27 protein-coding genes are annotated in these 25,256 nt (G+C 66.0%); 13 read left to right on the forward strand and 14 right to left on the reverse strand.

The genetic code is table 11. The features are described from left to right. The first annotated feature begins 36 nt into the window (after positions 1-36). Positions 37-1,452: an AI-2E family transporter gene (locus FJ887_RS16355; RefSeq protein ID WP_137824723.1), complete on the forward strand. Its 1,416-nt coding sequence runs from the start codon at positions 37-39 to the stop codon at positions 1,450-1,452. Positions 1,453-1,586: 134 nt separating this feature from the next. Here the strand turns inward: FJ887_RS16355 and greA are convergent, their stop codons facing one another. After that, the gene (gene greA / locus FJ887_RS16360) at positions 1,587-2,081 is read right to left on the reverse strand and encodes a transcription elongation factor GreA (protein ID WP_137824722.1); all 495 of its coding nucleotides are present in this window, start codon (positions 2,079-2,081) and stop codon (positions 1,587-1,589) included. Positions 2,082-2,335: 254 nt separating this feature from the next. After that, the gene (locus FJ887_RS16365) at positions 2,336-2,758 is read right to left on the reverse strand and encodes a DUF4307 domain-containing protein (RefSeq protein WP_140955616.1); all 423 of its coding nucleotides are present in this window, start codon (positions 2,756-2,758) and stop codon (positions 2,336-2,338) included. 124 nt (positions 2,759-2,882) lie between these two features. On the opposite strand from FJ887_RS16365, the gene mca reads away from it, so the two are divergent. Together mca and FJ887_RS16375 are read left to right on the forward strand one after the other, a co-directional pair. Continuing rightward, positions 2,883-3,866, forward strand: coding sequence for a mycothiol conjugate amidase Mca (gene mca, locus FJ887_RS16370; RefSeq protein ID WP_137824720.1), 984 nt, complete (start codon positions 2,883-2,885; stop codon positions 3,864-3,866). Then, on the forward strand, positions 3,863-4,228 hold the full coding sequence (locus FJ887_RS16375) for a hypothetical protein (RefSeq protein WP_249356658.1): 366 nt from the start codon (positions 3,863-3,865) through the stop codon (positions 4,226-4,228). The genes mca and FJ887_RS16375 overlap by 4 nt, the downstream gene beginning before the upstream one ends. A gap of 170 nt (positions 4,229-4,398) precedes the next feature. On the opposite strand, the gene trhA is transcribed toward FJ887_RS16375, so the two are convergent. Continuing rightward, positions 4,399-5,172, reverse strand: coding sequence for a PAQR family membrane homeostasis protein TrhA (gene trhA, locus FJ887_RS16380; RefSeq protein WP_137824719.1), 774 nt, complete (start codon positions 5,170-5,172; stop codon positions 4,399-4,401). Between the two features lie 208 nt (positions 5,173-5,380). Between trhA and FJ887_RS16385 the strand changes: the two genes are divergently transcribed. Beyond that, positions 5,381-6,142 carry an isoprenyl transferase gene (locus FJ887_RS16385; protein WP_137824718.1) on the forward strand — a complete coding sequence of 254 codons (762 nt, stop codon included), beginning with the start codon at positions 5,381-5,383 and terminating at the stop codon, positions 6,140-6,142. A gap of 60 nt (positions 6,143-6,202) precedes the next feature. On the opposite strand, the gene FJ887_RS16390 is transcribed toward FJ887_RS16385, so the two are convergent. After that, the gene (locus FJ887_RS16390; protein ID WP_137824717.1) at positions 6,203-6,931 is read right to left on the reverse strand and encodes a class I SAM-dependent methyltransferase; all 729 of its coding nucleotides are present in this window, start codon (positions 6,929-6,931) and stop codon (positions 6,203-6,205) included. Positions 6,932-7,106: 175 nt separating this feature from the next. Here FJ887_RS16390 and phoH2 point away from each other — a divergent pair, with 175 nt between their 5' ends. After that, positions 7,107-8,414 carry an RNA 5'-3' helicase PhoH2 gene (gene phoH2 / locus FJ887_RS16395; protein ID WP_137824716.1) on the forward strand — a complete coding sequence of 436 codons (1,308 nt, stop codon included), beginning with the start codon at positions 7,107-7,109 and terminating at the stop codon, positions 8,412-8,414. A gap of 77 nt (positions 8,415-8,491) precedes the next feature. On the opposite strand, the gene FJ887_RS16400 is transcribed toward phoH2, so the two are convergent. The 3 genes from FJ887_RS16400 to glpX all read right to left on the reverse strand — a co-directional run bounded on the left by FJ887_RS16400 (position 8,492) and on the right by glpX (position 11,835). Next, positions 8,492-9,895 carry a class II fumarate hydratase gene (locus FJ887_RS16400; protein WP_137824715.1) on the reverse strand — a complete coding sequence of 468 codons (1,404 nt, stop codon included), beginning with the start codon at positions 9,893-9,895 and terminating at the stop codon, positions 8,492-8,494. Positions 9,896-9,974: 79 nt separating this feature from the next. Next, positions 9,975-10,601 carry a carbonic anhydrase gene (locus FJ887_RS16405; protein WP_137824714.1) on the reverse strand — a complete coding sequence of 209 codons (627 nt, stop codon included), beginning with the start codon at positions 10,599-10,601 and terminating at the stop codon, positions 9,975-9,977. Positions 10,602-10,710: 109 nt separating this feature from the next. Continuing rightward, positions 10,711-11,835, reverse strand: a complete 1,125-nt coding sequence (glpX, locus tag FJ887_RS16410; protein WP_137824713.1) for a class II fructose-bisphosphatase — start codon at positions 11,833-11,835, stop codon at positions 10,711-10,713. A 331-nt stretch (positions 11,836-12,166) separates the two neighbouring features. Here glpX and FJ887_RS16415 point away from each other — a divergent pair, with 331 nt between their 5' ends. Further along, a complete protein-coding gene (locus FJ887_RS16415) occupies positions 12,167-12,736 on the forward strand; it encodes a DUF4245 family protein (protein WP_137824712.1) in 570 nt (189 codons plus the stop codon). Between the two features lie 137 nt (positions 12,737-12,873). On the opposite strand, the gene FJ887_RS16420 is transcribed toward FJ887_RS16415, so the two are convergent. After that, positions 12,874-13,110, reverse strand: coding sequence for an exodeoxyribonuclease VII small subunit (locus FJ887_RS16420; RefSeq protein WP_137824711.1), 237 nt, complete (start codon positions 13,108-13,110; stop codon positions 12,874-12,876). A gap of 2 nt (positions 13,111-13,112) precedes the next feature. Next, positions 13,113-14,414, reverse strand: a complete 1,302-nt coding sequence (gene xseA / locus FJ887_RS16425) for an exodeoxyribonuclease VII large subunit (protein ID WP_137824710.1) — start codon at positions 14,412-14,414, stop codon at positions 13,113-13,115. Positions 14,415-14,590: 176 nt separating this feature from the next. Here xseA and FJ887_RS16430 point away from each other — a divergent pair, with 176 nt between their 5' ends. Continuing rightward, positions 14,591-15,649 carry a 4-hydroxy-3-methylbut-2-enyl diphosphate reductase gene (locus FJ887_RS16430; RefSeq protein WP_137824749.1) on the forward strand — a complete coding sequence of 353 codons (1,059 nt, stop codon included), beginning with the start codon at positions 14,591-14,593 and terminating at the stop codon, positions 15,647-15,649. Positions 15,650-15,736: 87 nt separating this feature from the next. On the opposite strand, the gene FJ887_RS16435 is transcribed toward FJ887_RS16430, so the two are convergent. Further along, positions 15,737-16,903, reverse strand: coding sequence for a DNA recombination protein RmuC (locus FJ887_RS16435; protein ID WP_137824709.1), 1,167 nt, complete (start codon positions 16,901-16,903; stop codon positions 15,737-15,739). A 72-nt stretch (positions 16,904-16,975) separates the two neighbouring features. Between FJ887_RS16435 and ychF the strand changes: the two genes are divergently transcribed. Beyond that, a complete protein-coding gene (gene ychF / locus FJ887_RS16440) occupies positions 16,976-18,061 on the forward strand; it encodes a redox-regulated ATPase YchF (protein ID WP_137824708.1) in 1,086 nt (361 codons plus the stop codon). A 401-nt stretch (positions 18,062-18,462) separates the two neighbouring features. Here ychF and FJ887_RS16445 read toward each other — a convergent pair whose 3' ends face one another. Then, complete coding sequence (locus FJ887_RS16445; RefSeq protein WP_137824707.1) at positions 18,463-19,506, reverse strand: zinc-dependent alcohol dehydrogenase family protein; 1,044 nt, start codon at positions 19,504-19,506, stop codon at positions 18,463-18,465. Between the two features lie 34 nt (positions 19,507-19,540). Next, positions 19,541-20,785 (reverse strand): MFS transporter, encoded by a 1,245-nt coding sequence (locus FJ887_RS16450; RefSeq protein WP_137824706.1) that lies wholly within the window; start codon positions 20,783-20,785, stop codon positions 19,541-19,543. 136 nt (positions 20,786-20,921) lie between these two features. Here FJ887_RS16450 and FJ887_RS16455 point away from each other — a divergent pair, with 136 nt between their 5' ends. After that, positions 20,922-21,803 carry a helix-turn-helix transcriptional regulator gene (locus FJ887_RS16455; protein WP_137824705.1) on the forward strand — a complete coding sequence of 294 codons (882 nt, stop codon included), beginning with the start codon at positions 20,922-20,924 and terminating at the stop codon, positions 21,801-21,803. Between the two features lie 168 nt (positions 21,804-21,971). Here FJ887_RS16455 and FJ887_RS16460 read toward each other — a convergent pair whose 3' ends face one another. Next, positions 21,972-22,346: a VOC family protein gene (locus FJ887_RS16460; protein WP_137824704.1), complete on the reverse strand. Its 375-nt coding sequence runs from the start codon at positions 22,344-22,346 to the stop codon at positions 21,972-21,974. Positions 22,347-22,561: 215 nt separating this feature from the next. After that, entirely contained in the window at positions 22,562-22,924 is a 363-nt protein-coding gene (locus tag FJ887_RS16465; RefSeq protein ID WP_137824703.1) for a DUF5655 domain-containing protein, read from the reverse strand. A 271-nt stretch (positions 22,925-23,195) separates the two neighbouring features. Between FJ887_RS16465 and FJ887_RS16470 the strand changes: the two genes are divergently transcribed. The 4 genes from FJ887_RS16470 to FJ887_RS16485 all read left to right on the forward strand — a co-directional run bounded on the left by FJ887_RS16470 (position 23,196) and on the right by FJ887_RS16485 (position 25,004). Further along, positions 23,196-23,477, forward strand: coding sequence for a type II toxin-antitoxin system RelE/ParE family toxin (locus tag FJ887_RS16470; RefSeq protein WP_137824702.1), 282 nt, complete (start codon positions 23,196-23,198; stop codon positions 23,475-23,477). Then, positions 23,452-23,772: a HigA family addiction module antitoxin gene (locus FJ887_RS16475; protein ID WP_137824701.1), complete on the forward strand. Its 321-nt coding sequence runs from the start codon at positions 23,452-23,454 to the stop codon at positions 23,770-23,772. Before FJ887_RS16470 ends, FJ887_RS16475 begins: the two co-directional genes overlap by 26 nt. Before the next feature lie 220 nt (positions 23,773-23,992). Continuing rightward, entirely contained in the window at positions 23,993-24,451 is a 459-nt protein-coding gene (locus FJ887_RS16480; RefSeq protein ID WP_137824700.1) for an NUDIX hydrolase, read from the forward strand. 151 nt (positions 24,452-24,602) lie between these two features. Next, positions 24,603-25,004 (forward strand): GNAT family N-acetyltransferase, encoded by a 402-nt coding sequence (locus tag FJ887_RS16485; RefSeq protein WP_137824699.1) that lies wholly within the window; start codon positions 24,603-24,605, stop codon positions 25,002-25,004. The last annotated feature ends 252 nt before the right edge of the window (positions 25,005-25,256 follow it).

The raw sequence follows: 25,256 nt of genomic DNA on the forward strand, positions 1-25,256 counted from the left end.
CACCTCACAGCCATGCGCAACAACTATTGTTGGAGCATGTCAGAGAACGAGAACACTGAATCCCGATTCCGGCTGAAGGGGGCATGGAACTCCTCCCGCGGAGACCGCAGCCGCTCGCGCCGGCGCAATGACGACGAGGCGGTGCGCGCCGGAGACGTCAGCTCCACCGAGGTCGCGCACGCCCGCCTCGACGCCGGTTCCGAACCGTACGTGTCCCCGGGCCTCAGAGTCGCCGCCGCATGGTCGTGGCGCTCGATCGTCGTCCTCGTCGGCATCGGCGTGGCCTTCTGGCTGCTGTCGAAGGTCTGGGACGTGCTCCTGCCCGTGCTCATCGCGCTGCTGCTGGCCGCGCTGCTCGGTCCGCTCACCGACTGGCTCGCGAAGCGGATGCCGCGCGGTCTTGCCGCCGCCATCGCCTTCGTCGGCTTCATCGTCGTCGTCGTCGGACTCTTCACCCTCGTCGGGCAGCAGATCTACTCCGGGATGCCCGATCTCATCGATCAGGTGATCACCGGATTCTCGAGCATCAGCGACTGGCTCGCGCACAACCCGTTCGGCATCGATTCGGGAACGATCTCGACCTACATCGACGACGCGATCCAGTCGGCGACCCAGTTCCTCCAGAACAACGGCTCGCAGCTGCTCGGCGGAGCGCTCCAGGCGACCACCTCGGTGGGTTCGTTCCTCGCCGGTCTCCTCATGACCCTCTTCGCGACGTTCTTCTTCCTCTACGACGGCAAGCGCATCTTCGGGTGGGTCGCGAACCTCCTCCCGATCCCCGCCCAGCCGGTCGCGATCGGCGCCGCCCGTCGCGGGTGGACCACACTGACCCAGTACGTGCGGGTGCAGATCCTCGTCGCCGCCGTCGATGCGATCGGCATCGGCATCGGTGCCGCGATCCTCGGCGTGCCGCTCGTCATCCCGATGACCCTGCTCGTCTTCCTCTCCTCGTTCGTGCCGATCGTCGGTGCCGTCGCCTCGGGCATCGTCGCCGTCGTCGTCGCGCTCGTGTCGAACGGCCTCGTCTCGGCGATCATCATGCTCGCCGTCGTCATCGGCGTCCAGCAGCTCGAAGGCCATGTCCTCCAGCCGTTCCTCATGGGCAAGGCCGTGTCCGTCCACCCGCTCGCCGTCGTCCTCGCCGTGGCCGCCGGAGGCTTCCTCTTCGGCATCGTCGGCGCCCTCTTCGCGGTGCCGCTCGTCGCCGTGCTCAACACCGTCGTCAGCTACATCGTCCACGCCAACGGTCCACGGGGAGGTGCGGCACCCCCGGAGGAGAGACCGGACACCGCCGAGGCGGATGCCGTGCTCGACTCCGCGCAGGCCAAGGTCGACGCGGCGGAGGCCAGGAGCGCCGCAGAGGGCCGCGATTCGGCCGAACCCGAGGACCTCCCCGGATCGGAGACCCCGAGCGGTCGCAGCGGCGCCGGCCGCGACGATCCGCAGCGCTGAGTCCGCCCGGTGCTGAGCGGCCTCGACCGCTCAGCACCGTGTCGTGGGGCGTCGTCCGCACGCGGAGAAGAGAAGACCGGTGGGCGGGTGCATGATGCACCCGCCCACCGGTCTTCGCTGCATCGCAGCCGGTCTCAGCCGGAGAAGGCCTCGATGTCGACGACCTCGACGGAGATCTCCTTGCCGTTGGGGGCCTCGTAGCTCGTCTTGTCGCCGACGGCGACGCCGAGCACGGCCGCACCGAGCGGCGATTTCTCCGAGAACACGTCGATGTCGGAATCGCCGGCGATCTCGCGGCTGCCGAGCAGGAAGCGCATCTCGTTGCCGGCGACCTTCGCGGTCACGACGGATCCGGGGGACACCGTCTTGCCGTCGCTCTCGCTCTCTCCGACCTTCGCGGACCGGAGTAGCTGTTCGAGCTGGCGAATGCGGGCCTCCTGCTTGCCCTGCTCTTCGCGTGCCGCGTGATAGCCGCCGTTCTCCTTCAAGTCACCCTCGTCGCGGGCGGCTTCGATTTTCTCAGCAATCTCTGCACGTCCCGGTCCGGAGAGGTGTTCCAGTTCCTTCGACAGACGGTCGAAGGCTTCCTGTGTCAACCATGTCTCTTCCTGGGTGACATCCTCGGTCATGACTTCTCCTTCTTCGGTTCGGTGCACTGACGGCACGTCAGGCAACGAAAAACCGGGCGTGGGGTACGCCCGGGTGGTGAATGAAACTACAGTCTAACGCATCTGCGGCGAAATACGATGATCTGGATCACCATCCGGACGCAGAAATCGTCCACGTCAGACCGCCTCGGCGAGGAACCAGTGGGAACAGGTGGCCTTGCGGCTCCAGCGCACGGCGGACGCATCCCGGTCGTTCGGCCTCGGGGTCGGCCGGCTCACTCGAACCAGCAGGCGTCGGCGTGGCCCGAGGCCGCGAGCTGCGTCGTCGCGACGGTGACGTCGATCTGCTTGGGCGAGGTGGGATCGGCCTGCGGGTCGGCCTCGAGACTGACCTCGGTGAAGCCGACGATCGCCTCGCGGTCGTTCGTCGCCTGCACGATGCAGTGCACGCTGCGGGTCTCATCAGGGTAGATGGCGACGCTGACCTGAGTCGTCGCGGAATCTACGATCTCATAATTGAGCGTCCGGGGGTCAGTGGGCTCCTGCGACGGCTGGAAGTTGATGACGCCGATGACGACGACGGCGACGGCGATGACCGCTGCGGCGATGATCGTGGCCCGGCGGCTGAGGCGCCGCTGCGGAGTGCGGCTGCGGCCGTAGCGGTCGCTCTGGGGGTCGGCGGCTGTAACCTCAGTCATTGAATTCCTCATCTGTCAGTCTCGCGCACTAACCTAGAGTAGTCGATCCGAGTTCTGCGATCATGTTCACGGGCACGTGGAGTGAGGAACGGCTCACGGCGAATCGAAAGGGATCTTCCGAGAAATGACTGCGCTTCCATATGAGGGTCTGCGTCTGCTGGCAGTCCACGCCCACCCCGACGACGAATCGTCGAAGGGGGCTGCGACGAGCGCGAAGTACGCGGACCTCGGCGCGCGCGTCCTCATCGCCTCGATGACCGGGGGAGAGGCCGGCGACATCCTCAATCCGGCGCTCCTCCAGTCGCCCAAGGCCGTCCGCGACATCGCGGGGCTGCGCCGTGAGGAGATGGCGGCCGCCGCTGCCGCGCTCGGCGCCGAGCACGTGTGGGTCGGTCATGTCGATTCGGGACTGCCCGACGGCGACATCGACGAGGAGACCCCCACCGGCTGCTTCTACCGGGTGCCCGACGAGATCGCGATGCTGCCCCTCGTCCACATCATCCGGCAGTTCCGGCCCCAGGTCGTCACGACGTACGACGAGCTCGGCGGCTACCCGCACCCCGATCACATCAAGAACCACGCGGTGACGATGGCCGCCGTCGCCGCTGCCGCCGATCCGCAGGCGCACCCGGAGCTCGGCGAGCCGTGGCAGGTGCAGAAGGTCTACTACAACCAGGACCTCTCGGCGAAGAAGTGGATCACGATCCACGAGAAGATGACCGAGGCCGGTCTCGAGTCGCCGTTCGCCGACCATATCGAGGACTTCAGGAAGCGCGATGCCGAACGCGTCAACTGGCTGTCGACGCGCATCGACTGCAGCGAGTACTTCGACGCCCGTGATCGCGCCCTGCTCTCCCACGCCACCCAGATCGATCCCGAAGGCGGGTTCTTCTCCGCCTCGCGGGTGGCGGCCCGGAAGTACTGGCCGACCGAGGAGTTCGAGCTCGCCGTCGACCGCACCGACCGGCCGCCGCTGACTCCGGGCGTCGACTTCCAGGAGTCCGATCTCTTCGCCGGCGTCCGACGCGACGACGGCAGCACGGTCCCGGCCGAGGGCATGCTCCCGGCCTCACCCTCCGTCGACGAATACCAGGGAGAGCGCGCATGAGCATCATGGCAACCGAGTCGAGCCTGTCAGCGGTCGCGGTGCTCGCGGCGACCGGAACGGCGACCCCGTCGGGTGGGCCCGATCCCGACCTCGTCACGCCCGGCACGATCGGCTTCCTCACGACGTTTGCGATCGTCGTCGTCGCGATCTTCCTCATCCGCGACGCCCTCAAGCGCGTGCGCCGGGTGCGGGCGCGGTCCCGAGCCAGCGACGCCTACCCGATCCCGCTGCGCAAGTACGCGGTGCCCAACCAGTCGAAGCTCTCCGGGGCCAACGCCCCCGAGGCCACCGGTGACGCCTCCGAGACCGACCAGGCCGATGCTGATGGTGGGGCCGAGGAGTCCCGGAAGCAGGACGGCTGAACATCTGAGGGGGTGGGGCGGGCGCCGTCCCGACCCCACCGGCAGCCCACAGCGCCGGATCCGCTGATCGCCGAGGCGGTCGCCGGGTCCGGCGCTGTTTTGTGTGCTGTGTGCTCGGCCGGTGCGGCGCGGCCGGTGCGGCGCGGCCGGTGCGGCGCGGCCGCCCGTGCTCAGTACGCGGCGACGGCCGCGACGAGGAGCGCGGCGAGGTGGCAGCCGTAGCCGGCGATCGTGAGGATGTGGAAGATCTCATGGAACCCGAGCCACCGCGGTGCCGGGTTGGGCCGCTTGATGCCGTAGATGACGGCACCGGCGATGTAGCAGACGCCGCCGACGACGATGAGGATGCCGACCGCTGGGATCGTCGCCCAGATCTGCGGGATGTAGCCGACTCCGGCGATGCCGAAGAAGACGTAGACGGGAACGAAGAGCCACCTCGGCGCGGTCGTGAAGATCGTCCGGAACGCCACCCCGAGGGCCGCGGCGCCCCAGAGCACCGAGAGCAGGAGGATCGCCTGATCCGGTCGGAGCATGAGAACGGCGAGGGGGGTGTAGGTGCCGGCGGTGATGAGGAAGATGTTCGCGTGGTCGAGGCGGCGGAGGATGAGGCGGGCGCGGGTCCGCCAGCGGCCGCGGTGATAGACCGCGGAGGTGCCGAAGAGGAGCATGCCGGTCACCGCGAAGACCGAGGCCGCCAGCCGCGATTCGATCGTCGGGGAGATGATGACGAGGGCGAACCCGCCGATCATCGCCAGAGGGAACGCTCCGGCATGGAACCAGCCGCGCAGCTTCGGCTTGACCTGTCCGGCGAGTTTGCCGAGCTCCGAGCGCAGGGCCGTGCGGCGCCGGGCGATGCGCACGGGATACGCGCCGCCGGAGCGGGGCTGCCGGTCCGGCGATTCAAGACGGTCGAGCGCTGGCGGATCCGTGACGGGAGCGTTCATGGGTTCAATCTACTGGCTTCTCCTGGCAGGATCCCCAGCGGCTCATGTGCCGGTCGTGGCAGTCCCATCCCGGGTGTGCCAGTCCCATCCCGGGGTGTGCGCTGACCTCGGAGAGTCACCGGCTGAGACCGACCGCAGGTGAGGCGGTCGGAGGATAGTACTCTGGATGATGTTCGACCGACCGGGACCGCAGGAGAAAGAAGGCGACGTGGCACGACCGCTGAGCTTGCTCTACCGCCTCTACGAGCGGAGACTCCTGCGCGAGCTCGACACCTCGGTGCCCGTGCCCCGGCACGTCGGGGTCATCACCGACGGCAACCGCCGCTGGGCGAAGGAATTCGGGGCGACGACCGCCGACGGCCACCGCGCGGGAGCCGACAAGATCGTCGAGTTCCTCGGCTGGTGCACGGAGGTCGACGTCGAGATCGTCACCCTCTACGTGCTCTCGAAGGAGAACCTCGCACGCTCGGCCGACGAGGTGGCCGTGCTCATCGAGATCATCTCCGACATGGTCGAGCGGATCGCGAAGCTCGACGGGGTGTGGGTCCAACTCGTCGGCGACCTCGACATCCTGCCTCCCGATCTGCGCGCCCGCCTCGAAGCCGCGGCCTCCTCGGACGGACGCGGGATGCGGGTCAACGTCGCCGTCGGCTACGGGGGTCGGCAGGAGATCGTCAACGCCGTGAAGTCCCTGCTGCGGACCCGAACCGACGACGGCATCGACCTCGAGACGATCATCGCCGAACTCTCACCCGAGCAGATCGGGGCCCACCTCTACACGAAGGGTCAGCCCGACCCTGACCTCATCATCCGCTCCTCGGGCGAACAGCGGCTCTCCGGGTTCCTCATGTGGCAGAGCGCATACTCGGAGTTCTACTTCTGTGAGACGTACTGGCCCGACTTCCGGCGCACCGACTTCCTCCGCGCCGTCCGCGACTACGGGCTGCGCCAGCGCCGCTTCGGCCGGTAGACGGGCCCACGGCCTCGGCGGAGGCCGTCGGACCAACCGCCGCATCTGTGGCCGCCGGGCTCAGCGCTTCTGCGCGACGAACACCCATTCGGCTCCGGGACGGTCCGGTGCGTCCCGGATATCGCGGACGGCGAAACCGGTCGCCTCGAGCGCCGCGTTGACCTCTCCCTGCGTGTGGAACCGCAGCCGGGAGCGCGAACCGATGACGTCCCCGGTGGCCGCGAACCGGTAGAGGTGGGAGAACGAGACGAACGGCAGGTCGACCTGGCCCAGTGCCAGGGTCTCCGTGACCTCGCCGATGCCGTCGACGTCGAGGGTGCGCGGCTGGCGCCGTCCCCACGCCTCCCAGGCCCGGAGAGCGGGGTCGCGGGTCTCGACGACGAGGTGACCACCGCGGCGCAGACCCCGGGCACAGCCGGCGAACGCGACTCGCAGGTCGTCGAGGCCGAGGAAGACCTGAGCGACGTTGCCGGTCATCGTCACGAGATCGGCGACAGCTGTGGGGATGTCCGCTGCGGTGCCGACGCGGAGATCGATGCTGAGCCCCTCCGCGGCGGCGTGCGCCGTCGCCAGCTCGATCGAGGCCCGGGCCGGATCGATGCCGAGGACGTCGCGGCCGGTGCGGGCGAGCCTGCGGGCGAGCACTCCGGTGCCGCACCCGAGGTCGATGACCGCCGACGCCGCGACCTCCTCGGCGAGGGAGGTGTAGAGGTCGAGATCGTCGCGGGAGCCCTCGAAGGCATCGTAGACGGCGACGAGCTGCGGGTTCTCGAAGATCGCATCGGCCATGGGCCGAAACTATCACCCATCCCATTCATGCGAAGTTCATGACGCGGATGCGCGTGCCGGTACCGGGACACGCCCGAGACCGGGGTTAGGTTGGCTGTAGTTGGTCGACACCAACCCGGGGTTCGGGGGATGTCAGGACTTGGACCTCGGCGCTACGCACGCAACAGGGGTCCCCATGGCCGAAAAGGTCCACACATACGTTCTCGACACCTCGGTGCTTCTCTCGGATCCGGGAGCACTGCTGAGATTCGCAGAGCATCACATCGTCATCCCTCTCGTCGTGGTCTCGGAGCTCGAGGCGAAACGGCACCATCCTGAACTCGGTTTCACTGCCCGCAAGGCCCTCCACATCCTCGACGACTTCCGCTCCGACTACGATCGCCTCGACGAGCCGATCCCCGTCGGCGACGCCGGGGGCACGGTGCGCGTCGAACTCAACCACATCGACGCCTCGACGATGCCCGTCGGCTTCGACCGGTCGGAGAACGACACGCGGATCCTCGCGGTCGCCCGCAACCTCGCCGCGGAGGGCCACGACGTCGTCGTCGTGACGAAGGATGTGCCGATGCGCGTCAAGGCCTCGGCGCTCGGCCTCCAGGCCGAGGAGTACCTGGCCGAGCTCGCCACGGATTCGGGATTCACGGGGATGAGCGAACTCGCGCTCGGCGATGAGGAGATGTCGGAGTTCTACGACTCGGGGTCGATCCAGACCGCTGCGGTGGCCGACGAGGTCGTCAACACCGGGGTCGTCATCACCTCACCGCGAGGATCGGCTCTCGGCCGGGTGCGGGCGAACAACACGGTCAGCCTCGTGCGCGGGGATCGGGACATCTTCGGCGTCCACGGGCGTTCGGCCGAGCAGCGGGTGGCCATCGACATGCTGCTCGACGACGAGCTGGGCATCGTGTCGCTGGGAGGGCGAGCCGGAACGGGGAAGTCCGCGCTCGCTCTCATGGCGGGGCTGCAGAAGGTGCTCGAGGAGAACAAGCACTCGAAGATCATGGTCTTCCGCCCGCTCTACGCGGTCGGCGGCCAGAACCTCGGCTATCTGCCCGGCAGCGAGGGGGAGAAGATGAACCCCTGGGCCGAGGCGGTCTTCGACACGCTCAGCGCACTGGTGAGCAAGAACGTCATCGACGAGGTCGTCAACCGGGGGATCCTCGAGGTGCTGCCGCTCACGCATATCCGCGGGCGGTCGCTCCATGATGCGTTCGTCATCGTCGATGAGGCGCAGTCGCTCGAACGCAATGTGCTGCTCACGGTGCTCTCGCGCATCGGCATGAACTCGAAGGTCGTGCTCACCCATGATGTCGCGCAGCGGGACAATCTGCGGGTGGGGCGCCATGACGGGATCGCCGCGGTCATCGAGAAGCTCAAAGGCCACGACCTCTTCTCCCACGTCACGCTCACCCGATCGGAGCGCTCGGACATCGCCGCCCTCGTCACCGACGTTCTCGAGGAGTTCGACCCGTTTCGATCCTAGGGTGTGCTCAGACGCGACAGCGCCCGCCGGCGGTCGGAGGGGACCGGCGGCGGGCGCTGTGCGGAGATCGGGTCAGCTCACTTGTAGGTGCCGATCATCGTCATGACATCGAGCGCCTTGTCGAGGTCGGCCTCGGTGATCGAGCCGTTCTCGACGAAGCCGAGGTCGATCGTCGCCTCCTTGACGGTCATCTTGTTCGCGACCGCGTGCTTGGCGATCTTCGCGGCGTTCTCGTAGCCGATGACCTTGTTGAGCGGGGTGACGATCGACGGGGACGCCTCGGCGAGGAAGCGCGCCCGTTCGACGTTGGCGGTGAGCCCGTCGATCATCTTCTCCGCCATCACCGTCGAGGCGTTGGCGAGCAGGCGGATCGACTCGAGGAGGTTCGAGGCCATGACGGGGATGCCGACGTTGAGCTCGAAGGCACCGTTCGTCGACGACAGGGCCACGGTCGTGTCGTTGCCGATGACCTGGGCTGCGACCTGGATCGTCGCTTCGCAGATGACCGGGTTGACCTTGCCGGGCATGATCGAGGACCCGGGCTGGAGGTCGGGGATGGCGATCTCGCCGAGGCCGGTGTTCGGTCCCGAGCCCATCCACCGCAGATCGTTGCAGATCTTCATGTAGCCGTAGGCGATCGTGCGCAGCTGACCCGAGGCCTCGATGAGGCCGTCGCGGTTGGCCTGAGCCTCGAAGTGGTTGCGGGCCTCGGTGATCGGCAGGCCGGTCTCCTCGGCGAGTATCTCGACGACGCGCGAGGAGAACCCGTCAGGGGTGTTGATGCCGGTGCCCACGGCGGTGCCGCCCTGCGGCACCTCGGCGACGCGGGGGAGCGCCGATTCGATGCGCTCGATGCCGTAGCGGACCTGCGCGGCGTAGCCGCCGAACTCCTGGCCGAGGGTGACCGGGGTGGCGTCCATGAGGTGGGTGCGCCCGGACTTGACGACCGAGGCGAACTCCTCGGCCTTCTTCTCCAGCGACGTCGCCAGCGTGTCCATGGCCGGGATGAGCGTGGTCACCAGGGCCTTCGTCACGGCGACGTGGACCGAGGTGGGGAAGACGTCGTTCGACGACTGCGAGGCGTTGACGTGGTCGTTGGGGTGGACGTCGATGCCCTTGTCGGCCAGGGCCTTCGTCGCCAGCGTCGCGAGCACCTCGTTGGTGTTCATGTTCGACGAGGTGCCGGATCCGGTCTGGAAGACGTCGATGGGGAACTGCGCATCGTGCTTGCCGGCGATGACCTCGTCGGCGGCGTTCTCGATCGCCTCGGCACGGTCGGCGTCGAGGACGCCGAGTTCGCGGTTGGCCTTGGCTGCGGCCTTCTTCACCTGCGCGAGGGCGGCGATGTGCGCGGATTCGAGGGTCTTGCCGGAGATCGGGAAGTTCTCGACGGCGCGCTGGGTCTGCGCGCTGTAGAGGGCGTCCTTGGGAACCTTCACTTCACCCATGGTGTCGTGTTCGATGCGGAACTCTTCGCTCATGCTTGGGCACTGTCCTTTCGTGATGGTGGTGTGGCCGCGACGTGCGGACGCCGCGGCGCCCTCACGTTCCGGCCACGGGTCAGGAGGCGTAGGTCGAGACCGCGGCCTCGTCGCCTCCGTACTGGGCGACGACGGTCGTGTGACCGTCGTGGAGCTGGTAGGTCATGCCGACGATGATGAGTCGGCCCTCCTCGACGGCGCGGGAGATCAGCGTGGAGAGCTGCATGATCTTCTCGACGGTGTCGATGGTGTTCTGCACGACCGTCTCATTGACGGTGGTGCGGTGGTTCTTCCGCGCCCGGGCCACGGTCGGGAGAATGCGGGCGACGACGTCGGAGATGAACCCGGGCGGGGTCTCCCCGGTGTCGTAGGCGTTGTAGGCCGCCGTCACGGCCCCGCAGCTGTCGTGGCCGAGGACGACGAGCAGCGGAGTGCCGAGCATTTCGACCCCGTACTCGAGCGAACCGAGGGTGACGGGGTCGATGACCTGTCCGGCGTTGCGCACGACGAACATGTCACCGATCCCGACGTCGAAGATCATCTCCGCGGCCACTCGGGAGTCGGCGCAGCCGAAGAGGGTGACGAACGGCTTCTGGTCGGCCGTCACCGCCTCGCGGCGCGCCGTGTCCTGGTTGGGATGTTCGGGCTCGTCGTTGACGAACCGGCGGTTGCCTTCCTGCAAGCGCTTCCAAGCCTGATTGGGCATTGCGTCCTGAACCTGCTTCCCTGGGCCGGTGATGGTGGAGCGAGCGGAATCGCACTCGCTGTGTCTGGGTCCGGCGCCGGGGATGCCGACGCCGGTGATGGAGTCCGGGTCAGACGAGTCCGCGGCGGGCGGCCTCTTCGGCGGCCTCGACGTAGGAGTGGGTCTTCGCCGACTGGTGTTCGGCGAAGACCGAGCGCACGGTGCCGGACTTCGACCGCATGACGAGCGAATGCGTCGAGACGTGGCTGCCGTGGAACTTCACGCCGTCGAGCAGATCGCCCTGGGTGATGCCGGTGGCGACGAAGTAGCAGTTGTCCCCGGTCACGAGGTCATCGGTGCCGAGCACCTGGTCGATGTCGAGGCCGGCCTTCGCCGCGGCTTCGCGCTCACTGTCGTCCTGCGGCCACAGGCGGCCCTGGATGACGCCGCCGAGGGCCTTGATCGCACACGCGGTGATGATGCCCTCCGGGGTGCCGCCGATGCCCATGAGCATGTCGACGCCCGTGTCGGGGCGGCAGGCGGCGATGGCGCCGGCGACGTCGCCGTCGGTGATGAGGCGGATGCGGGCGCCGGCGGCGCGGATCTCCGCGATCGTCTTCTCGTGGCGGGGGCGGTCGAGGATCATCACCGTCACCGAGGCGGGATCCTTCGTACCCTTGGCCTTGGCGACGCGGCGGATGTTCTCCGCGATCGGCAGGCGCAGGTCGACGGCGTCAGCGGCGGCGGGCCCGGTGACGAGCTTCTCCATGTAGAACACGGCCGACGGGTCGTACATCGCGCCGTCTTCGGTCACGGCCATGACGGAGATCGCGTTGGGCATGCCGAGCGCGGTCAGTCGGGTGCCGTCGATCGGGTCGACGGCGACATCGCAGCGGGCTCCGCCGCCGTCGCCGACCTGCTCGCCGTTGAAGAGCATCGGCGCTTCGTCCTTCTCGCCTTCGCCGATGACGACGGTTCCGGCCATCCGGACGCTGGAGATGACATTGCGCATCGCGGCCACGGCTGCGCCGTCGGCGGCGTTCTTGTCCCCGCGGCCCACCCAGGGGGCGGCGGCGATGGCGGCGGCTTCGGTGACGCGCACGAGTTCGAGGGCGAGGTTGCGGTCGGGAGCGTCGGCTCCGACCTGGGCCTGCTGGGACCATGCGTCGGTGACTGCGACGGGTGGCGCTTCCGCGTCCACTCGGCCCCGATCATGATGCGATTTCACGTCAACTGAATCCTGTGGGTCACTCATGCCTCCAATTGTGCCACCCTCCTCAGGTGGTCTCCGACACCTCCTCGGTGAGTGCTGACACCCAATTGATGAGTACTGACACCTCATTGATGAGTACTGGCACCTCCTCGGGTGTGCGCCGACAGCGGGGCCCGGCACGTGGCCGAGTGCCGGTCGCCGAACGGTGAGCCCGTGCGCCAGGCGTCAGTGGCACCACCGCGCCGGGCGTCAGCGGCGCTGCCGATTGGCTCCTGGTGGGCCGCGCGGGGACAATGGAGGGGTGAATGTCCGTTCCACCACCGACGAAACGGGTTCCCGGCAGCAGCAGGGGACCGGCCGTGAGGGAGTTTCCATGTCCGACCAGTCCGGAGTCGTCCTTCCCGGGTCGCGGGAAGAGATGCGTCTGCTGCGGAAGAACTCGAACTGGGTGAACATGACCGTGGCGATCATGGCGTGCCTGGCGCTCGTCGGCGGTGTACTCCTCCTTGCTCCGCAGCCGGAGGTCAACTCCGAGCGGGTCGTCGACTATCGCGCGATCGCCGAGGTGTCCCAGTCGAACACGGACTATCCACTCGTCGTTCCCGACGTGCCGTCGGGGTGGACGTCGAACGAAGCCAACCTCGATCGCATCGGCGACACCGGCGTCACCTCGTGGTACGTCTCGTTCCTCGGGCCCGACGATCAGTGGGTGAGCATCGAGCAGGCGCAGGCGTCGCAGGCGTGGGCCGACGGGAGGGTCAAAGATGCGACCGCCGCCGAGACCGTCGATGTCAGCGGCTACACCTACCAGGTGTACCGGACCGATGATGCGAAGGTGCAGTGGGTGACGTCGAAGGGCGACGTCTTCGTCGTCATCACGGCCATCGCCACTCCGGACACGGTCAACTACTTCGCCGATCAGGTGTCAGCCGACCTCGCCTGAGCCGACAGATCGCCTGAGTGGGCACCGCGCCACTGTTGCGTACGGTGCCCTGACTGCCTGCGCTTGCATGGGCCGCGCGTGACCGCGGCCCGCGGTCGGATCCAAGCCGTCGCCGGGCACCGGGGACGGCTGAACCGTCATTCGTCGTCGGTGCTGTCCTCGTGGGCCTTGTCGAGGCGTTCGCGCGCACCGTCGAGCCACGCCTGGCACCGGTCGGCCAGTGCCTCGCCGCGTTCCCACAGCCGCAGCGACTCCTCGAGGGGCAGGTTGCCGGCCTCGAGGCGCTTGACCGTGGTGACGAGTTCCTCGCGCGCCTGTTCGTAGCTCAGTGTGCTGATGTCGGGTTCGCTCTGCTGGGTGGCGGGTTCGGTCATGGTCAGCTCCTTGTCTCTTCTGTGGCATCGTCGATGGTCGTCACCTCGGCGTCGAAGCGTCCGCGGGCGACTCTGATATGGACGGTCGATCCGGTGTGGACTTCGTCGGCATCGCGCACGGCCTGGCCGCTGTCCGTCTGCACAACGGCGTAGCCGCGTTCGAGCGTGCGCAGCGGCGAGAGCGACCGGGCCTGCGACCGCAGGTGGTTGATCTCGTTCTGTCCCTGGTTGAGCTGACCGAACATCGCCTGCAGGCTGCGGCGCCGGAGCATGAGGAGTTCGTCCTCCCGGGCGTCGACGATCGTCTGGGGTTCGGCGAGGACGGGTCGCGAGCGCACGGCGGTGAGCATCTCCTGCTCGCGGTCGATGATGCGATTGACTGCGGAATCGAGCATGGCCCGGGCATTGAGGATGCCCATGGCTTCCTCGGCGACGTCGGGGACGATGCGCTTGGCGGCATCGGTCGGTGTCGAGGCGCGGAGATCAGCGACCTCGTCGAGGATGGGACGGTCGGCTTCATGGCCGATCGCCGAGACGACCGGTGTCTGAGCATTGGACACGGCGCGGACCAGCGCTTCGTTGGAGAACGGGAGGAGGTCCTCCATGCTGCCGCCGCCGCGGGCGATGACGATGACGTCGATCGACGGGTCCGCGTCGAGCTCGGCGAGGTTCTTCATCACTCCGGGCACGGCGTCAGGCCCCTGCACCGCGGTGTTGCGGATCTCGAATTCGGCGGCGGGCCAGCGGAGGTGGACATTGCGCACGACGTCCTTCTGGGCGTCGGAGTCGCGTCCGGTGATCAGCCCGATGCGGTTCGGGAGGAACGGCAGACGCTTCTTGCGGTTGGGATCGAACAGGCCTTCGGCGGCGAGCTGCTTCTTCAGTCGTTCGAGACGAGCGAGCAGCTCGCCGAGGCCGACGGCGCGGATGTCGTTGGCGCGCATCGTCAGACGGCCGGTCTTCGTCCAGAAGTCGGCTTTGAGGTTCGCGACCACATGGCTGCCTTCGGACAGCTGTGCTCCCGTGCGGTCGAGGACGTTCTTCCAGATCTGGACGGGCAGGGACATCTCGACGTCGGTGTCGCGCAGCGTGAGGTAACTGGCCTTGCCGCGGTGGTTGAGCTCAACGACCTGGCCTTCGATCCACACGCTCGACATGCGGTCGATGTAGGACTTCATCTTGTTCGACAGAACACTGAGCGGCCACGGGTTCTCCGCTGTGGTCTCCGCCGCCGTCGCCGGCAGCTCCTGCGGGTCGACGGACTCGCCGAGCGTCCCGGGGGTGCCGGATATTCGTTGCGCCATGTCATCTCCTTGTCCCGACCCAGCCTAACGAACGCCTCGGACATGGACGGTCAGCGCTGCCGGGCGGGTCCCGGGCAGCCGTCGGGCAAGGCAACTGCCTGTGGAATGGTTCACCTTTGTGGCCCACGCACAGCCCCGACACTTAGACTGTCCCTGTGACTGCCGTTTCTGTTCCCATGCCCACGATCCCGCGCAAGCGCATCGCCCCGGACGCTATTCGGACCCCGGCCGGCAGCGAGCAGAAGGTGCTGCTCGCCGCTCCGCGCGGTTACTGCGCTGGCGTCGATCGCGCCGTGATCGCGGTCGAACGCGCGCTCGAGCACTACGGTGCTCCCGTCTATGTGCGCAAGGAGATCGTCCACAACCGGCACGTCGTCGAAACGCTTTCGGAGCGCGGTGCGGTCTTCGTCAATGAGACCGATGAGGTTCCCGAGGGCGCCCGGGTCGTGTTCTCCGCTCACGGTGTCTCCCCGGCCGTTCACGCCGAGGCGGCCGCCCGCGATCTCGCGACGATCGACGCGACGTGCCCGCTGGTGACGAAGGTCCACCGGGAGGCTGTCCGGTTCGCCCGCGACGGCTACCGCATCCTCCTCGTCGGCCATGCCGGTCACGAAGAGGTCGAAGGCACGATGGGCGAGGCTCCGGATCACATCACGCTCATCCAGAACCCGGAGGAAGCGAAGACCGTCGAGGTCGAGGACACCGAGAACCTCGTGTGGATCTCGCAGACGACGCTGAGCGTCGATGAGACCATGGCGACCGTCGACATCCTCCGTCAGCGCTTCCCGCAACTGCAGGATCCGCCGAGCGATGACATCTGCTACGCCACCCAGAACCGTCAGGTTGCGGTGAAGAAGATCGCCCCGCAGGCCGATCTCGTGCTCGTCGTCGGGTCGGCGAACTCATCGAACTCGGTGCGCCTCGTCGAGGTCGCCCTTGAGCACGGTGCGAAGGCGGCCCACCGCATCGACTTCGCCCGTGAAGTCGACGAGACCTGGTTCCACGACGTCGCGACCGTCGGCGTCACCTCGGGGGCGAGTGTCCCCGACGGCCTCGTGCAGGAGCTGCTCGGACTCCTCGCCGACTACGGCTTCTCCTCGGTCGAGGAAGTCGTCACCGCCGAAGAGGATCTCATGTTCTCGCTGCCGCGGGAACTGCGCAAGGACCTCAAGGCGGCAGGCAAGAAGACGTCGAACAAGCGCGACGGCGCTGACCGTCAGCACGACATCATCTGAACTGTTCGACCCTTCACCGGACGCGTGAGCCGTTCGACCCCTCACCGGACGCGCTGATCGGACGAATCGCGCATCTGTGTGCTCGTCTCAGTCGGTGCCGGTATGTCGCCTCCTCAGCAGTGTCGGATCGTCTGCGCCGAAGCTCGGGCGTGAGAGCTCCGCAGCACTGACCCCCCGCGTTCGGGAGTCGAGTTCGGCGACCGCGTCGAGTTCCTCGCTGACGATGCCCGTCGACGGGAACTTGCGCGCCGTGACGAGGAAGCGCGACTCGAACGAGGAGACGAACCGGTTGTAGTCCTCCACGGAGCGGTCGAGGCTCGACCCCATCTTCGACACATGCGAGACGAGCGTGCCGACGCGTTCGTAGAGTTCCGTGCCGAGACGCAGGACCTCAGCCGCCGACGTGCTCATCTCCGCCTGACGCCAATTGAGCGCGATGGTCTTGAGCAGGACGAGGAGCGTGGCAGGAGAGGTGAGGACGACGTTCTTGCCCAGGGCATGATCGATCATCTTCGGATAGGTCGCGGCCGCGGCGGAGAGCAGGCCGTCGGTGGGAACGAAGCACACGACGAAATCCGGTGCGGTCTCGAACGCCTTCCAGTACTCCTTCGACGCGAGCGCATCGACATGGCGCAGGAGCGCGCGAGCATGGCTGCCGTCGGCCTCCTCTCCCTCGCCGATCCGCGCCGACAGCGGGGTCTTCGCATCGATGACGATGGTGCCTCCGCCGGGCAGGTGCACGATCATGTCGGGACGGTGGCGCTGTCCATCGCGTTCGACGCTGACCTGCGCATCGAAGTCGACGTGGGGGAGGAGCCCCGCGTATTCGACGATGCGCCGCAGCTGCACCTCGCCCCAATCGCCGCGCTGAGTTGTGGAGTTCAGGGCATTCGCGAGTGACCCGGTCGATTCCTGCAGCCGCAGATTCTGCTGGCTCAGGTGCGAGATCTGGGCGTTGAGCCGGGTGATCTGCTCGACCTGAGCCCTGTCCTGAGTGCGGACGCTCTCATGCAGCTGTCGGACACTGGCGGCGAGGGGCCCGATGGCCGCGGTGATCTCGCTGGCCATCTGGGCGTCGGCTTCGAGGTCCTCGGTCCGGGTGGAGAGGAGCTGGGAGGTCGTCTCCGCGCGGGTCAGGCGTTCGACGTAGCGGGAGCGGGTGAGGGCGCGACCGAGGAGGAACCCGAGGGCAGCGCTGAGGACGATCGCCAGGAAGAAGGCGACGATGACGCCGGCGGCGGGAAATGCATTCATGACTTCAGGGTGACAGACGGCACGGACACGAGGATTCGGGACCGCCTCGGCGCCGGGATAGACTTGACTACCGTGGCACTGACAATCGGAATCGTGGGACTGCCCAATGTCGGCAAGTCGACCATGTTTAATGCACTGACCAAGAACCAGGTTCTCGCGGCGAACTATCCGTTTGCGACGATCGAGCCGAATGTGGGCGTTGTGCCCCTGCCGGATGCGCGGCTGACGCGCCTGGCCGAGATCTTCGGGTCGGAGCGGATCCTCAACGCGACCGTCGACTTCGTCGACATCGCCGGAATCGTGCGCGGTGCCTCCGAGGGTGAGGGGCTGGGCAATCAGTTCCTCGCGAACATCCGCGAAGCCGACGCGATCTGCCAGGTCATCCGCGGTTTCGTCGATGACGATGTCGTCCACGTCGACGGCAAGATCAGTCCGGCCGATGACATCGACACGATCAACACCGAGCTCATCCTCGCCGATCTCCAGACCCTGGAGAAGGCGCGCCCGCGGATCGAGAAGGACGTCAAGGGCAAGCGGGCGCCGGCCGAGTTGCTCACGGCGATGGATGCGGCCACGGAGATCCTCGAGAGCGGGCGGACGCTCTACCAGGCGATGCATACGGACAAGTTCGACGTCTCGCCGCTGCGGGAGCTGCAGCTGATGACGACGAAGCCGTTCCTCTACGTCTTCAATGTCGACGACGAGGTGCTCGGCGATGAGGCGAAGAAGGACGAGATGCGGGCGCTGGTGGCCCCGGTCGAGGCGATCTTCCTCGATGCGAAGTTCGAGTCCGAGCTCGCTGAGCTCGACGAGGACGAGGCGCGGGAGATGCTCGAGTCGACGGGTCAGGAGGAGAGCGGACTCGATCAGCTCGCTCGCGTCGGGTTCGACACGCTCGGTCTCCAGACCTATCTGACCGCGGGGCCGAAGGAATCGCGCGCGTGGACGATCCCGAAGGGGGCGACGGCCCCCGAGGCGGCCGGAGTCATCCACACTGACTTCCAGAAGGGCTTCATCAAGGCTGAGGTCGTCTCCTTCGACGATCTCGACGCCACCGGCTCGATGGCGGCCGCCAAGTCCGCCGGCAAGGTGCGGATGGAAGGCAAGGACTACGTCATGGTCGACGGGGACGTCGTGGAGTTCCGGTTCAACGTCTAGTTCGCTTCTTCTGATTCCGACGGACGAACTGTTCGCTGCGGCGCCTGAGTTCGAGGATGCCCAGTTCCTGGTTGTGGAGCTGCGTCGGCGCGGTGACTCGAAGTGTGTCAACAGCACGATCGCGATGTCATGGCCCTTGATCACCTCGAGCACCGTCATCACCTCGCCGAAGTCGACTTTCTCCAACTCCTCGCGGGGAGCTGTGAGCGGCGTGGGCGAGCACGACACGGTCGATGCCCGGGGCCGCCGCTTCGATGAAAGCCGGGTCGGTGGCGTCGGCAGCGAACAGCGCGACGCGGGAGGACAGGAACTCCCGGTCCTCGCAGCGGACGAGTGCGCGGATGGCGAGGCCGTTTGTCGTCGCAACGGCGGGCAGTGCAACTCCGCCGCCGCTCACAGGGTTACGGACGGATAAGGACCTTCAGACTCCGTCGCTCGTCCATGTCTCGGTATCCGCCCGGGACGCCGTCGAGATCCGTATCGACATCGAAGACCTTGCCGGGGTTGATGGTGCCGTCGAGGATGTCAGGCATGAGTTCCTCGATGTAAGCGCGGACCGGAGCGGGTCCGCCGGCGAGGCGGATGTTGTGCCGGAACAGGCTGCCGAATCCGATCGGGGCGTCTTCGTACTGCGGGACACCGACTCGGCTGATCACATCGCCTGGGCGGACGACGCCGAGCGCCTGCTCGTAAGCCGGCAAATGGCCGACGGCCTCGAGCACGGCGTGGGCGCCGTGGCCGGCGGTGAGGTCTCGGACCTTCGCGATGCCCTCCTCGCCGCGCTCGGCGACGATGTCGGTGGCCCCGAACTCGCGTCCGAGGCTGGTGCGGCCAGTGTGACGACCCATCAGGATGATCTGTTCTGCGCCGAGTCGCTTGGCGGACAGGACTGCCATGAGGCCGACCGCGCCGTCGCCGATCACCGTCACGCGCTGACCGGGCGTGACTCCGGCCATCTTCGCGGCGTGGTGACCGGTGCCGAGCACGTCGGCCAGGGTCAGCAGCGAGGGGACGAGCGCTGAGTCTTCGGCGACGGGCAACTTCACCAGGGTGCCGTCCGCGAGCGGAATGCGGATGGCTTCGGCCTGGCCGCCCTCGTCGGCGATGCCGTCGAGGAAAGTCGCCTCGTGGTGGATGCAGGAGGTCTGGAGACTCTCACGGCAGAACTCGCACACGTTGTCCGAGATAGCGAACGGGGAGACGACCAGATCGCCCTTCTTCAGAGTGGTGACCTCGCTGCCGAGATCTTCGATTACGCCGATGAGCTCGTGGCCCATGCGGGCAGGGCCGTTCTCATGGGTCATCTGGTGGTAGGGGTGCAGGTCTGAGCCGCAGATGCAGGACGCGGTGACACGCACCAGAGCGTCTGTCGGATGCTTGATGATCGAGTCGGGGACATCCTCGATCCGGACGTCGCCTGCTTTGTACATGAGCGTTGCGCGCATGGTGTGTTCTCCTTCGTGGGGTGATGTTGAGTGGTCAGACGGACCGGGTTGGCTCGGCGATGCTTCTGCGTGTCATGACCGCGAGGACGAATGCCGGAATCAGGGACAGCGCGACGATCACCGTGCCCACGACCGGGGGACCGGACAGGCCCAGCGAAGTGGTCAGGGTGGCTCCGGCGATGGTGGTGCCGATGGCGGTACCGGCGTTGAATGCTGCGACAGCGAGTCCTGAGCCGAGAGTGGCCGCGCGGCCGGCGTAGCCGACGGCGAGGTGGATGAGCACACTGTTGGCGCTGAGTCCGAATGCCCCCAGCAGCACGACGAGCACGACGGTGGTCCAGGTCGACCCAGGCAGCAGGGCCATCGCCAGCAGCACGAGCGTCGTCAGCGCGGGGGCCGCGATCGTCACGGCGTGGGCATGCTTGTCGCCCAGTAGTCCGCCGAGCAGGGTGCCGAGGAAGGAGCAGATGCCGAAACCTGCCAGCACCAGCGGCACGAGACCAGCAGAAACTCCGGCCTGGATGGTGAGAATCGGTGCGATGAACGAGTACGCGGCGAGCACGCCGCCCGTGGTGGTCAGGCAGGCGGCCAACACGAGCCAGAGGCGCGGTGTTCGCAGATCCGCGAGCCCGGACAGCATGGAAGACTCCTCGGGCTGTGCCTCGTCCGCCGGGACCAGTCGGGCGACGAATACCACGGCGACCGCCGCGGCGATCCCGAGCGCCCAGAAGGTGCCCCGCCAGCCCACATGTTGGGCGAGGTACGCTCCGATCGGAACTCCAAGCACTGTGGCCAGCGAACCTCCGGCGGCGACCACTCCCACCGCGGAGGACTTCAACGACGAGCCGACGACGTTCGAGGCCACGACTGCGGAGACGGCCCAGAAGGCGCCGGTGGCGAGTGCGGTGACGAAGCGCGCGCCGGTGAGGACTGTGAGGTCCTCGGCGAGCGCGACGACCAGATGCCCGGCGACGAACACGATCAGTGCGATGAGGAGCGTGAGCTTCTTCGACAGCCGCAATGTCACCATAGTCAGCAGCGGTGCGCCGATGACCATGCCGGTTGCGAACACTGTGATCAATGACCCGGCTTGGCCGAGCGAGATGTCCAGGTCGCCGGCGATCTCGGGCAGGATGCCCGCGATCACGAACTCGGTCGTGAGCATCAGGAACGTGCCCAGCGCCAGGACGTAGACGACGAGCGGAAGGCGGAGTTTTGGCGTGTCGTCACTGGGTGCGGTTTGCGTCGGGATGAAAGCCGTGGCGGCTTCGTTGTGCATGGATACCTCGTTGACGGTTGGACTATGTTTGCTCGATATCCATTTGGCATCCGTTCGCGCAGGCGGGGAAGGTCGAGTTCATAGGGGGTAGAAGATCGACCCCCTTCGCGCATGGGAACCCTTCTACTCTTGAACCATGGACAATCGCGACGACATCAAAGGCTTCCTCGCCAGCCGCCGCGCGAAGCTGACGCCCGATATGGTCGGGCTTCCTACCGGCACTCGCCGGCGTGTGCCGGGACTGCGCCGCGAAGAGGTCGCTGTTCTCGCCGGGGTGAGCACCGAGTGGTACACCCGCCTGGAGAAGGGCCACATCGGCGAAGTGTCTGCCGAGGTCCTCGACGCGGTCGCCGCAGCGCTGCGACTCGATGACGACGAACGCACTTACCTGAACGACCTCGCTCGCGCCGCCAAGCCCACCCACCGGAGGTCTGTCCGTCGCCGCGACGTCCCGATCGCGCCACAGGTACAGTGGATGCTCGACTCGATCACCGGCTCCGCCGCTTTCGTGCGCAATGGACGCCTCGACGTCATCGGCTCCAATGCCCTCGGTCGCGCTCTGCACTCACCGATGTTCGCCAGCCCTACCTCTGTGGATGGGACAGCGAACTTCGCCCGCTACCACTTCCTCGACGAAGGATCCAAGGACTTCTTCATCGACTGGGAGTCAGGAGCCGCCGCGACCGTGGCGCTCCTACGGGCCGAGGCCGGACGCGATCCTTACGATAAGATCCTGCGAGAGCTCATCGGCGAGCTGTCCACGGCAAGTGAGGCGTTCTCCGCATACTGGGCCTCCCATGACATCCGCATCCGCCACGAAGGCACTAAGCTCCTGCAGCACCCCGAGGTTGGCGAGATCGAATTGACATACCAGTCAGTCGGTCTCCCCACGGGCAAGCGCACCCGGCATGACCTGTCGATCTACACGGCTGAACCCGGCTCGCCGCACGAGGAAAGCTTGAAGCTGCTGTCGACCTTGGCGGCTCCAAGCGAGGGAGCGCACCCGACGACGCGCTGACGGCTGACGCGCGTCAGCCAAGCTGTAGAGGCTGGAATGTGGTGGAGTTCCGGTTCAACGTGTAGTCGCGTTCCGGTTCACCCTCAGTCTTGCTGCTGATCTGTGAGGGTGAGTTCGATGATCCAGGGCCCCGGTTCCGTGATGGAACCGGGGCCCTGTTGTCGGGAATCACAGGTAGGGCTGCGTGATCAATTCGAGGTAATGCCCTGAGGGGTCGAGCAGGTAGACGCCTCGTCCACCGTGCTCGTGGTTGATCTCGCCTGCACGGGTGCGCTGAGGATCTGCCCAGTGGTCGCGTCCGCTCGCCGTGATCTGCGTGTAGGCGCGATCGAAATGTGCATCATCGAGTCGGTAGGCGTAGTGCTGTGGTGGGAAATCGATCGGCGGGGTCGCGAACTGAAGCAGTACGCCGTCGCCGATCTGGAGGTTGAGGAACGGGCCCCATGCGGGGGCGTCGTCGGCCTCGAGAAGATCGCGATAGAACCGGGCCATTTCGGTCGGGTCCGTGGACGCGATGATCGTGTGGTTGAAGTGTGCTGTCATGGTTCTCCTTGTTGTCTCGTGGGTGAAAGTGGCTTCACTCACGCAAGGAGGTGCGCGGATCAGGGAACGACCAGATTGCCGTTCCGGGAGCGGCCGACAGCGGCCTGGCTGGTCATCATCGTCATCATCTTAGTGGATCAGCGGGAGCGGTCTCGCGCTCACCTCCGATGCCGCTGCTGGAGGTTGGTCGTGCCGGAGCCTGGTGGAGTTCCGGTTCACTGTGCAGCTGTGGGGCCTTCTTTGCCGCCCCACGCCCTGGCCAGTTCGAACCAGTTCCGGTTCGCGACCAAGGTGATCGTCTCGGCGGAGTCGACGGTGATCTGGTGAGTGAACTTGTCCGCGCGGAACGGGATGATCTCGTCTACGACCGGATCCTCGTGTGGTTCGTACATGTCGAGCGTCAGAAGCGACCGCGTCCGAGTGACGGGTGTGAGCCAGGCGAACTGGCGCTTCACGCGGTATGCCACCTGGGTGCGGGCGAATTGCTCCTCTGCCCCTCCGGCCGCTGCGATCGATGAGGCGAAGGCTTCATAGTGAGCTCGAAGAGAGCCCGGGAACAGTGTGTCGGGTCCTGTCATCGCGCGTCCTCCTGACGGAGATCACCTCGGTCAACCATTGTACGCATCGATCTCGTCGTTGCCGAGCGAAGTCGTGACGATGCGTACAGTCGGTCGATCAGAAGTACGTCGCCCTGCAGCGCAGGTCGTCGTGGGCGAGCTGGCCCTGTGGCGGCGACCGAAAGGGGATGGTGTTGCCGGGTGACAATCTGATGGCTGGTCGTGCCGGAACCCGGTGGAGTTTTGGTTTAACGCTTAGCGGTATTGACGAATTCCGTTATATAGTTGTTCCATGATCAGATCGTTCGGCAGTAAGGAAACCGAGCGCATCTGGCATGAGCAATACGTCAAACACGTAGACCGGATGGTCCAACGAGCGGCTCTGCGAAAGCTCGAATTGATCCACGCGGCGAACGATGTCGAGGATCTGAGGATTCCGCCAGGGAATCGTCTGGAGCGACTCGTCGGAGATCGTGCGGGTCAGCACAGCATCCGGGTCAACGCGCAATGGCGCATCTGCTTTGTCTGGAGAGAGGGAGGAGCGGACGATGTCGAACTCGTCGACTACCACTGAGAGTGACCTGATCGAGCCTGTCCATCCGGGAGAAATCCTGATGGAGGATTTTATCGAGGGTTTCGGGATCACCCAGAACAAGCTTGCAGTGTCCATCGGAGTGCCGCCGCGCCGAATCAACGAGATCGTGCACGGCAAGAGGGGGATCACCGCAGATACGGCGATTCGGCTGGCACGGTACTTCGGGACCTCGGAGGAATTCTGGATGAACCTGCAGTCAAACTACGAGCTGCGGATCGAACGTCGGACACTGCGGGACAAGGTCGCCGCGATCACGCCGCTGCAGGTTGCGTGACGCGTGTCCGAAATAACGATGAACATTGTCGTTGACCAGCGTGCTCGACGTTTGGGATTGTTGTGAAGTACCAATTCAATGTAAATCGTCAGTGGCGCACCCCGCGGGCAGGGCGACTGAGATCTCGTCGTGCTTGTACTCACTCGAGCCGGCGACTGTCTGGTGTCTAATTTGATCGGTTCTGTTCAGTCGATGCGCGAACACAATAGGCTGTTGTCCGATGGCCCTTTCAACTCGTACCGCAGCGCGGGTAATTTTGCTCGATCCCTCGTCACGCGTGTTGCTTTTCGAGGGACGCGATCTTTCAGATGGTGACGATATCGTGCGATTCTGGTTCACGGTGGGCGGCGGCGTAGAACATGATGAGTCTCTCACCGACGCTGCCGCGCGTGAGCTGCGTGAAGAAACCGGACTGACTGGATTGTCGATAGTGGGCCCGTTCCATCGCCGAGTTGCGAACTTCCTCAACCACGGCGAACGCGTCCTTCAGACCGAACATTTCTTCGCCGCGCGAGTCACCGCTGCCTCAGCACTCAAGTGCGAGGGATGGACGGAGCTGGAACGTGTAGCGATGACACGGTGGCGATGGTGGTCGCAGGCTGAGCTGAAAAGCACGACCGTAACGTACTTTCCCAGGAATCTTCCGCAACTTATCGCGAGGGCAATTGAGCTTGTTTAAGGAGGATCACGATGGAAACGTTCACCTCTGCGTCTGGCGTCGGATCGGGGGGCTTCGCTGATCGTCTTTTGGCGCGTACTCTAACGACGGTCTATGATTCGCACGCCATTGCTGACGTCTTCTGCCGCGTCCCATGTCAGGCTGAGTTCCGATGACTGTTGAGTTTCAGATTTCGCCCGACCTCGATGACCGGAAGCTGTCGGACCTGCACCATCAGGCATTCGGAACAGAGTCGACGGCAGTTTTCCCGTGGTCAGCTCGTCTCGAACGGCACAGCATCTTCTGGGTGACGGCAGAGGTCGAACAGCATCTTGTCGGATTCGTCAATGTCGTTGGGGACGGCGGTGCCCACGCCTTCATCCTCGATACCGCTGTACTGCCGGCATACCAAGGTCAGGGTCTTGGCTCCAAGCTCATCGACATGGCAGTTGCCGAAGCCCGCGACCGAGGATGTGAGTGGATGCACGTCGATTTCGAGCCTCGCCTCGCAGACTTCTATCTGAAAGCGAACAGGTTCTATCCGACGCAGGCGGGACTGCTTCGGTTGCAGTGAGGATCGTCCGTGCAGCAATGTCCCCGAATTCCGGTGCGAAACGACACTCTGGCGCGCCATCAAAGTATGGTCCCCAGCATCTGGGAGAGGCACCCAGCGACTGGGTGTCGACCGAGAGCCTGTCCGTGAAGGATGATCTGTGACTAATGTTCGCCATACCGATTAGCTCGAAGGTGTCAACGGAGTTCTAGCGTGACAGCGCAATATTTGTTCTAATGACCAAAAACGGATCTGTTTCACACTGACGGACGT

This window comes from Brevibacterium sp. XM4083, assembly GCF_006489205.2.
Taxonomy (GTDB): domain Bacteria; phylum Actinomycetota; class Actinomycetes; order Actinomycetales; family Brevibacteriaceae; genus Brevibacterium.

Bases quoted from the DNA above. Each gene is read 5' to 3' on its own strand.
- FJ887_RS16355 (WP_137824723.1), top strand. From the start codon at position 37: ATGTCAGAGAACGAGAACACTGAATCCCGATTCCGGCTGAAGGGGGCA.
- greA (WP_137824722.1), bottom strand. From the start codon at position 2,081: ATGACCGAGGATGTCACCCAGGAAGAGACATGGTTGACACAGGAAGCC.
- FJ887_RS16365 (WP_140955616.1), bottom strand. From the start codon at position 2,758: ATGACTGAGGTTACAGCCGCCGACCCCCAGAGCGACCGCTACGGCCGC.
- mca (WP_137824720.1), top strand. From the start codon at position 2,883: ATGACTGCGCTTCCATATGAGGGTCTGCGTCTGCTGGCAGTCCACGCC.
- FJ887_RS16375 (WP_249356658.1), top strand. From the start codon at position 3,863: ATGAGCATCATGGCAACCGAGTCGAGCCTGTCAGCGGTCGCGGTGCTC.
- trhA (WP_137824719.1), bottom strand. From the start codon at position 5,172: ATGAACGCTCCCGTCACGGATCCGCCAGCGCTCGACCGTCTTGAATCG.
- FJ887_RS16390 (WP_137824717.1), bottom strand. From the start codon at position 6,931: ATGGCCGATGCGATCTTCGAGAACCCGCAGCTCGTCGCCGTCTACGAT.
- phoH2 (WP_137824716.1), top strand. From the start codon at position 7,107: ATGGCCGAAAAGGTCCACACATACGTTCTCGACACCTCGGTGCTTCTC.
- FJ887_RS16400 (WP_137824715.1), bottom strand. From the start codon at position 9,895: ATGAGCGAAGAGTTCCGCATCGAACACGACACCATGGGTGAAGTGAAG.
- FJ887_RS16405 (WP_137824714.1), bottom strand. From the start codon at position 10,601: ATGCCCAATCAGGCTTGGAAGCGCTTGCAGGAAGGCAACCGCCGGTTC.
- glpX (WP_137824713.1), bottom strand. From the start codon at position 11,835: ATGAGTGACCCACAGGATTCAGTTGACGTGAAATCGCATCATGATCGG.
- FJ887_RS16415 (WP_137824712.1), top strand. From the start codon at position 12,167: ATGTCCGACCAGTCCGGAGTCGTCCTTCCCGGGTCGCGGGAAGAGATG.
- FJ887_RS16420 (WP_137824711.1), bottom strand. From the start codon at position 13,110: ATGACCGAACCCGCCACCCAGCAGAGCGAACCCGACATCAGCACACTG.
- xseA (WP_137824710.1), bottom strand. From the start codon at position 14,414: ATGGCGCAACGAATATCCGGCACCCCCGGGACGCTCGGCGAGTCCGTC.
- FJ887_RS16430 (WP_137824749.1), top strand. From the start codon at position 14,591: ATGCCCACGATCCCGCGCAAGCGCATCGCCCCGGACGCTATTCGGACC.
- FJ887_RS16435 (WP_137824709.1), bottom strand. From the start codon at position 16,903: ATGAATGCATTTCCCGCCGCCGGCGTCATCGTCGCCTTCTTCCTGGCG.
- FJ887_RS16445 (WP_137824707.1), bottom strand. From the start codon at position 19,506: ATGCGCGCAACGCTCATGTACAAAGCAGGCGACGTCCGGATCGAGGAT.
- FJ887_RS16450 (WP_137824706.1), bottom strand. From the start codon at position 20,785: ATGCACAACGAAGCCGCCACGGCTTTCATCCCGACGCAAACCGCACCC.
- FJ887_RS16455 (WP_137824705.1), top strand. From the start codon at position 20,922: ATGGACAATCGCGACGACATCAAAGGCTTCCTCGCCAGCCGCCGCGCG.
- FJ887_RS16460 (WP_137824704.1), bottom strand. From the start codon at position 22,346: ATGACAGCACACTTCAACCACACGATCATCGCGTCCACGGACCCGACC.
- FJ887_RS16465 (WP_137824703.1), bottom strand. From the start codon at position 22,924: ATGACAGGACCCGACACACTGTTCCCGGGCTCTCTTCGAGCTCACTAT.
- FJ887_RS16470 (WP_137824702.1), top strand. From the start codon at position 23,196: ATGATCAGATCGTTCGGCAGTAAGGAAACCGAGCGCATCTGGCATGAG.
- FJ887_RS16475 (WP_137824701.1), top strand. From the start codon at position 23,452: ATGTCGAACTCGTCGACTACCACTGAGAGTGACCTGATCGAGCCTGTC.
- FJ887_RS16480 (WP_137824700.1), top strand. From the start codon at position 23,993: ATGGCCCTTTCAACTCGTACCGCAGCGCGGGTAATTTTGCTCGATCCC.
- FJ887_RS16485 (WP_137824699.1), top strand. From the start codon at position 24,603: ATGACTGTTGAGTTTCAGATTTCGCCCGACCTCGATGACCGGAAGCTG.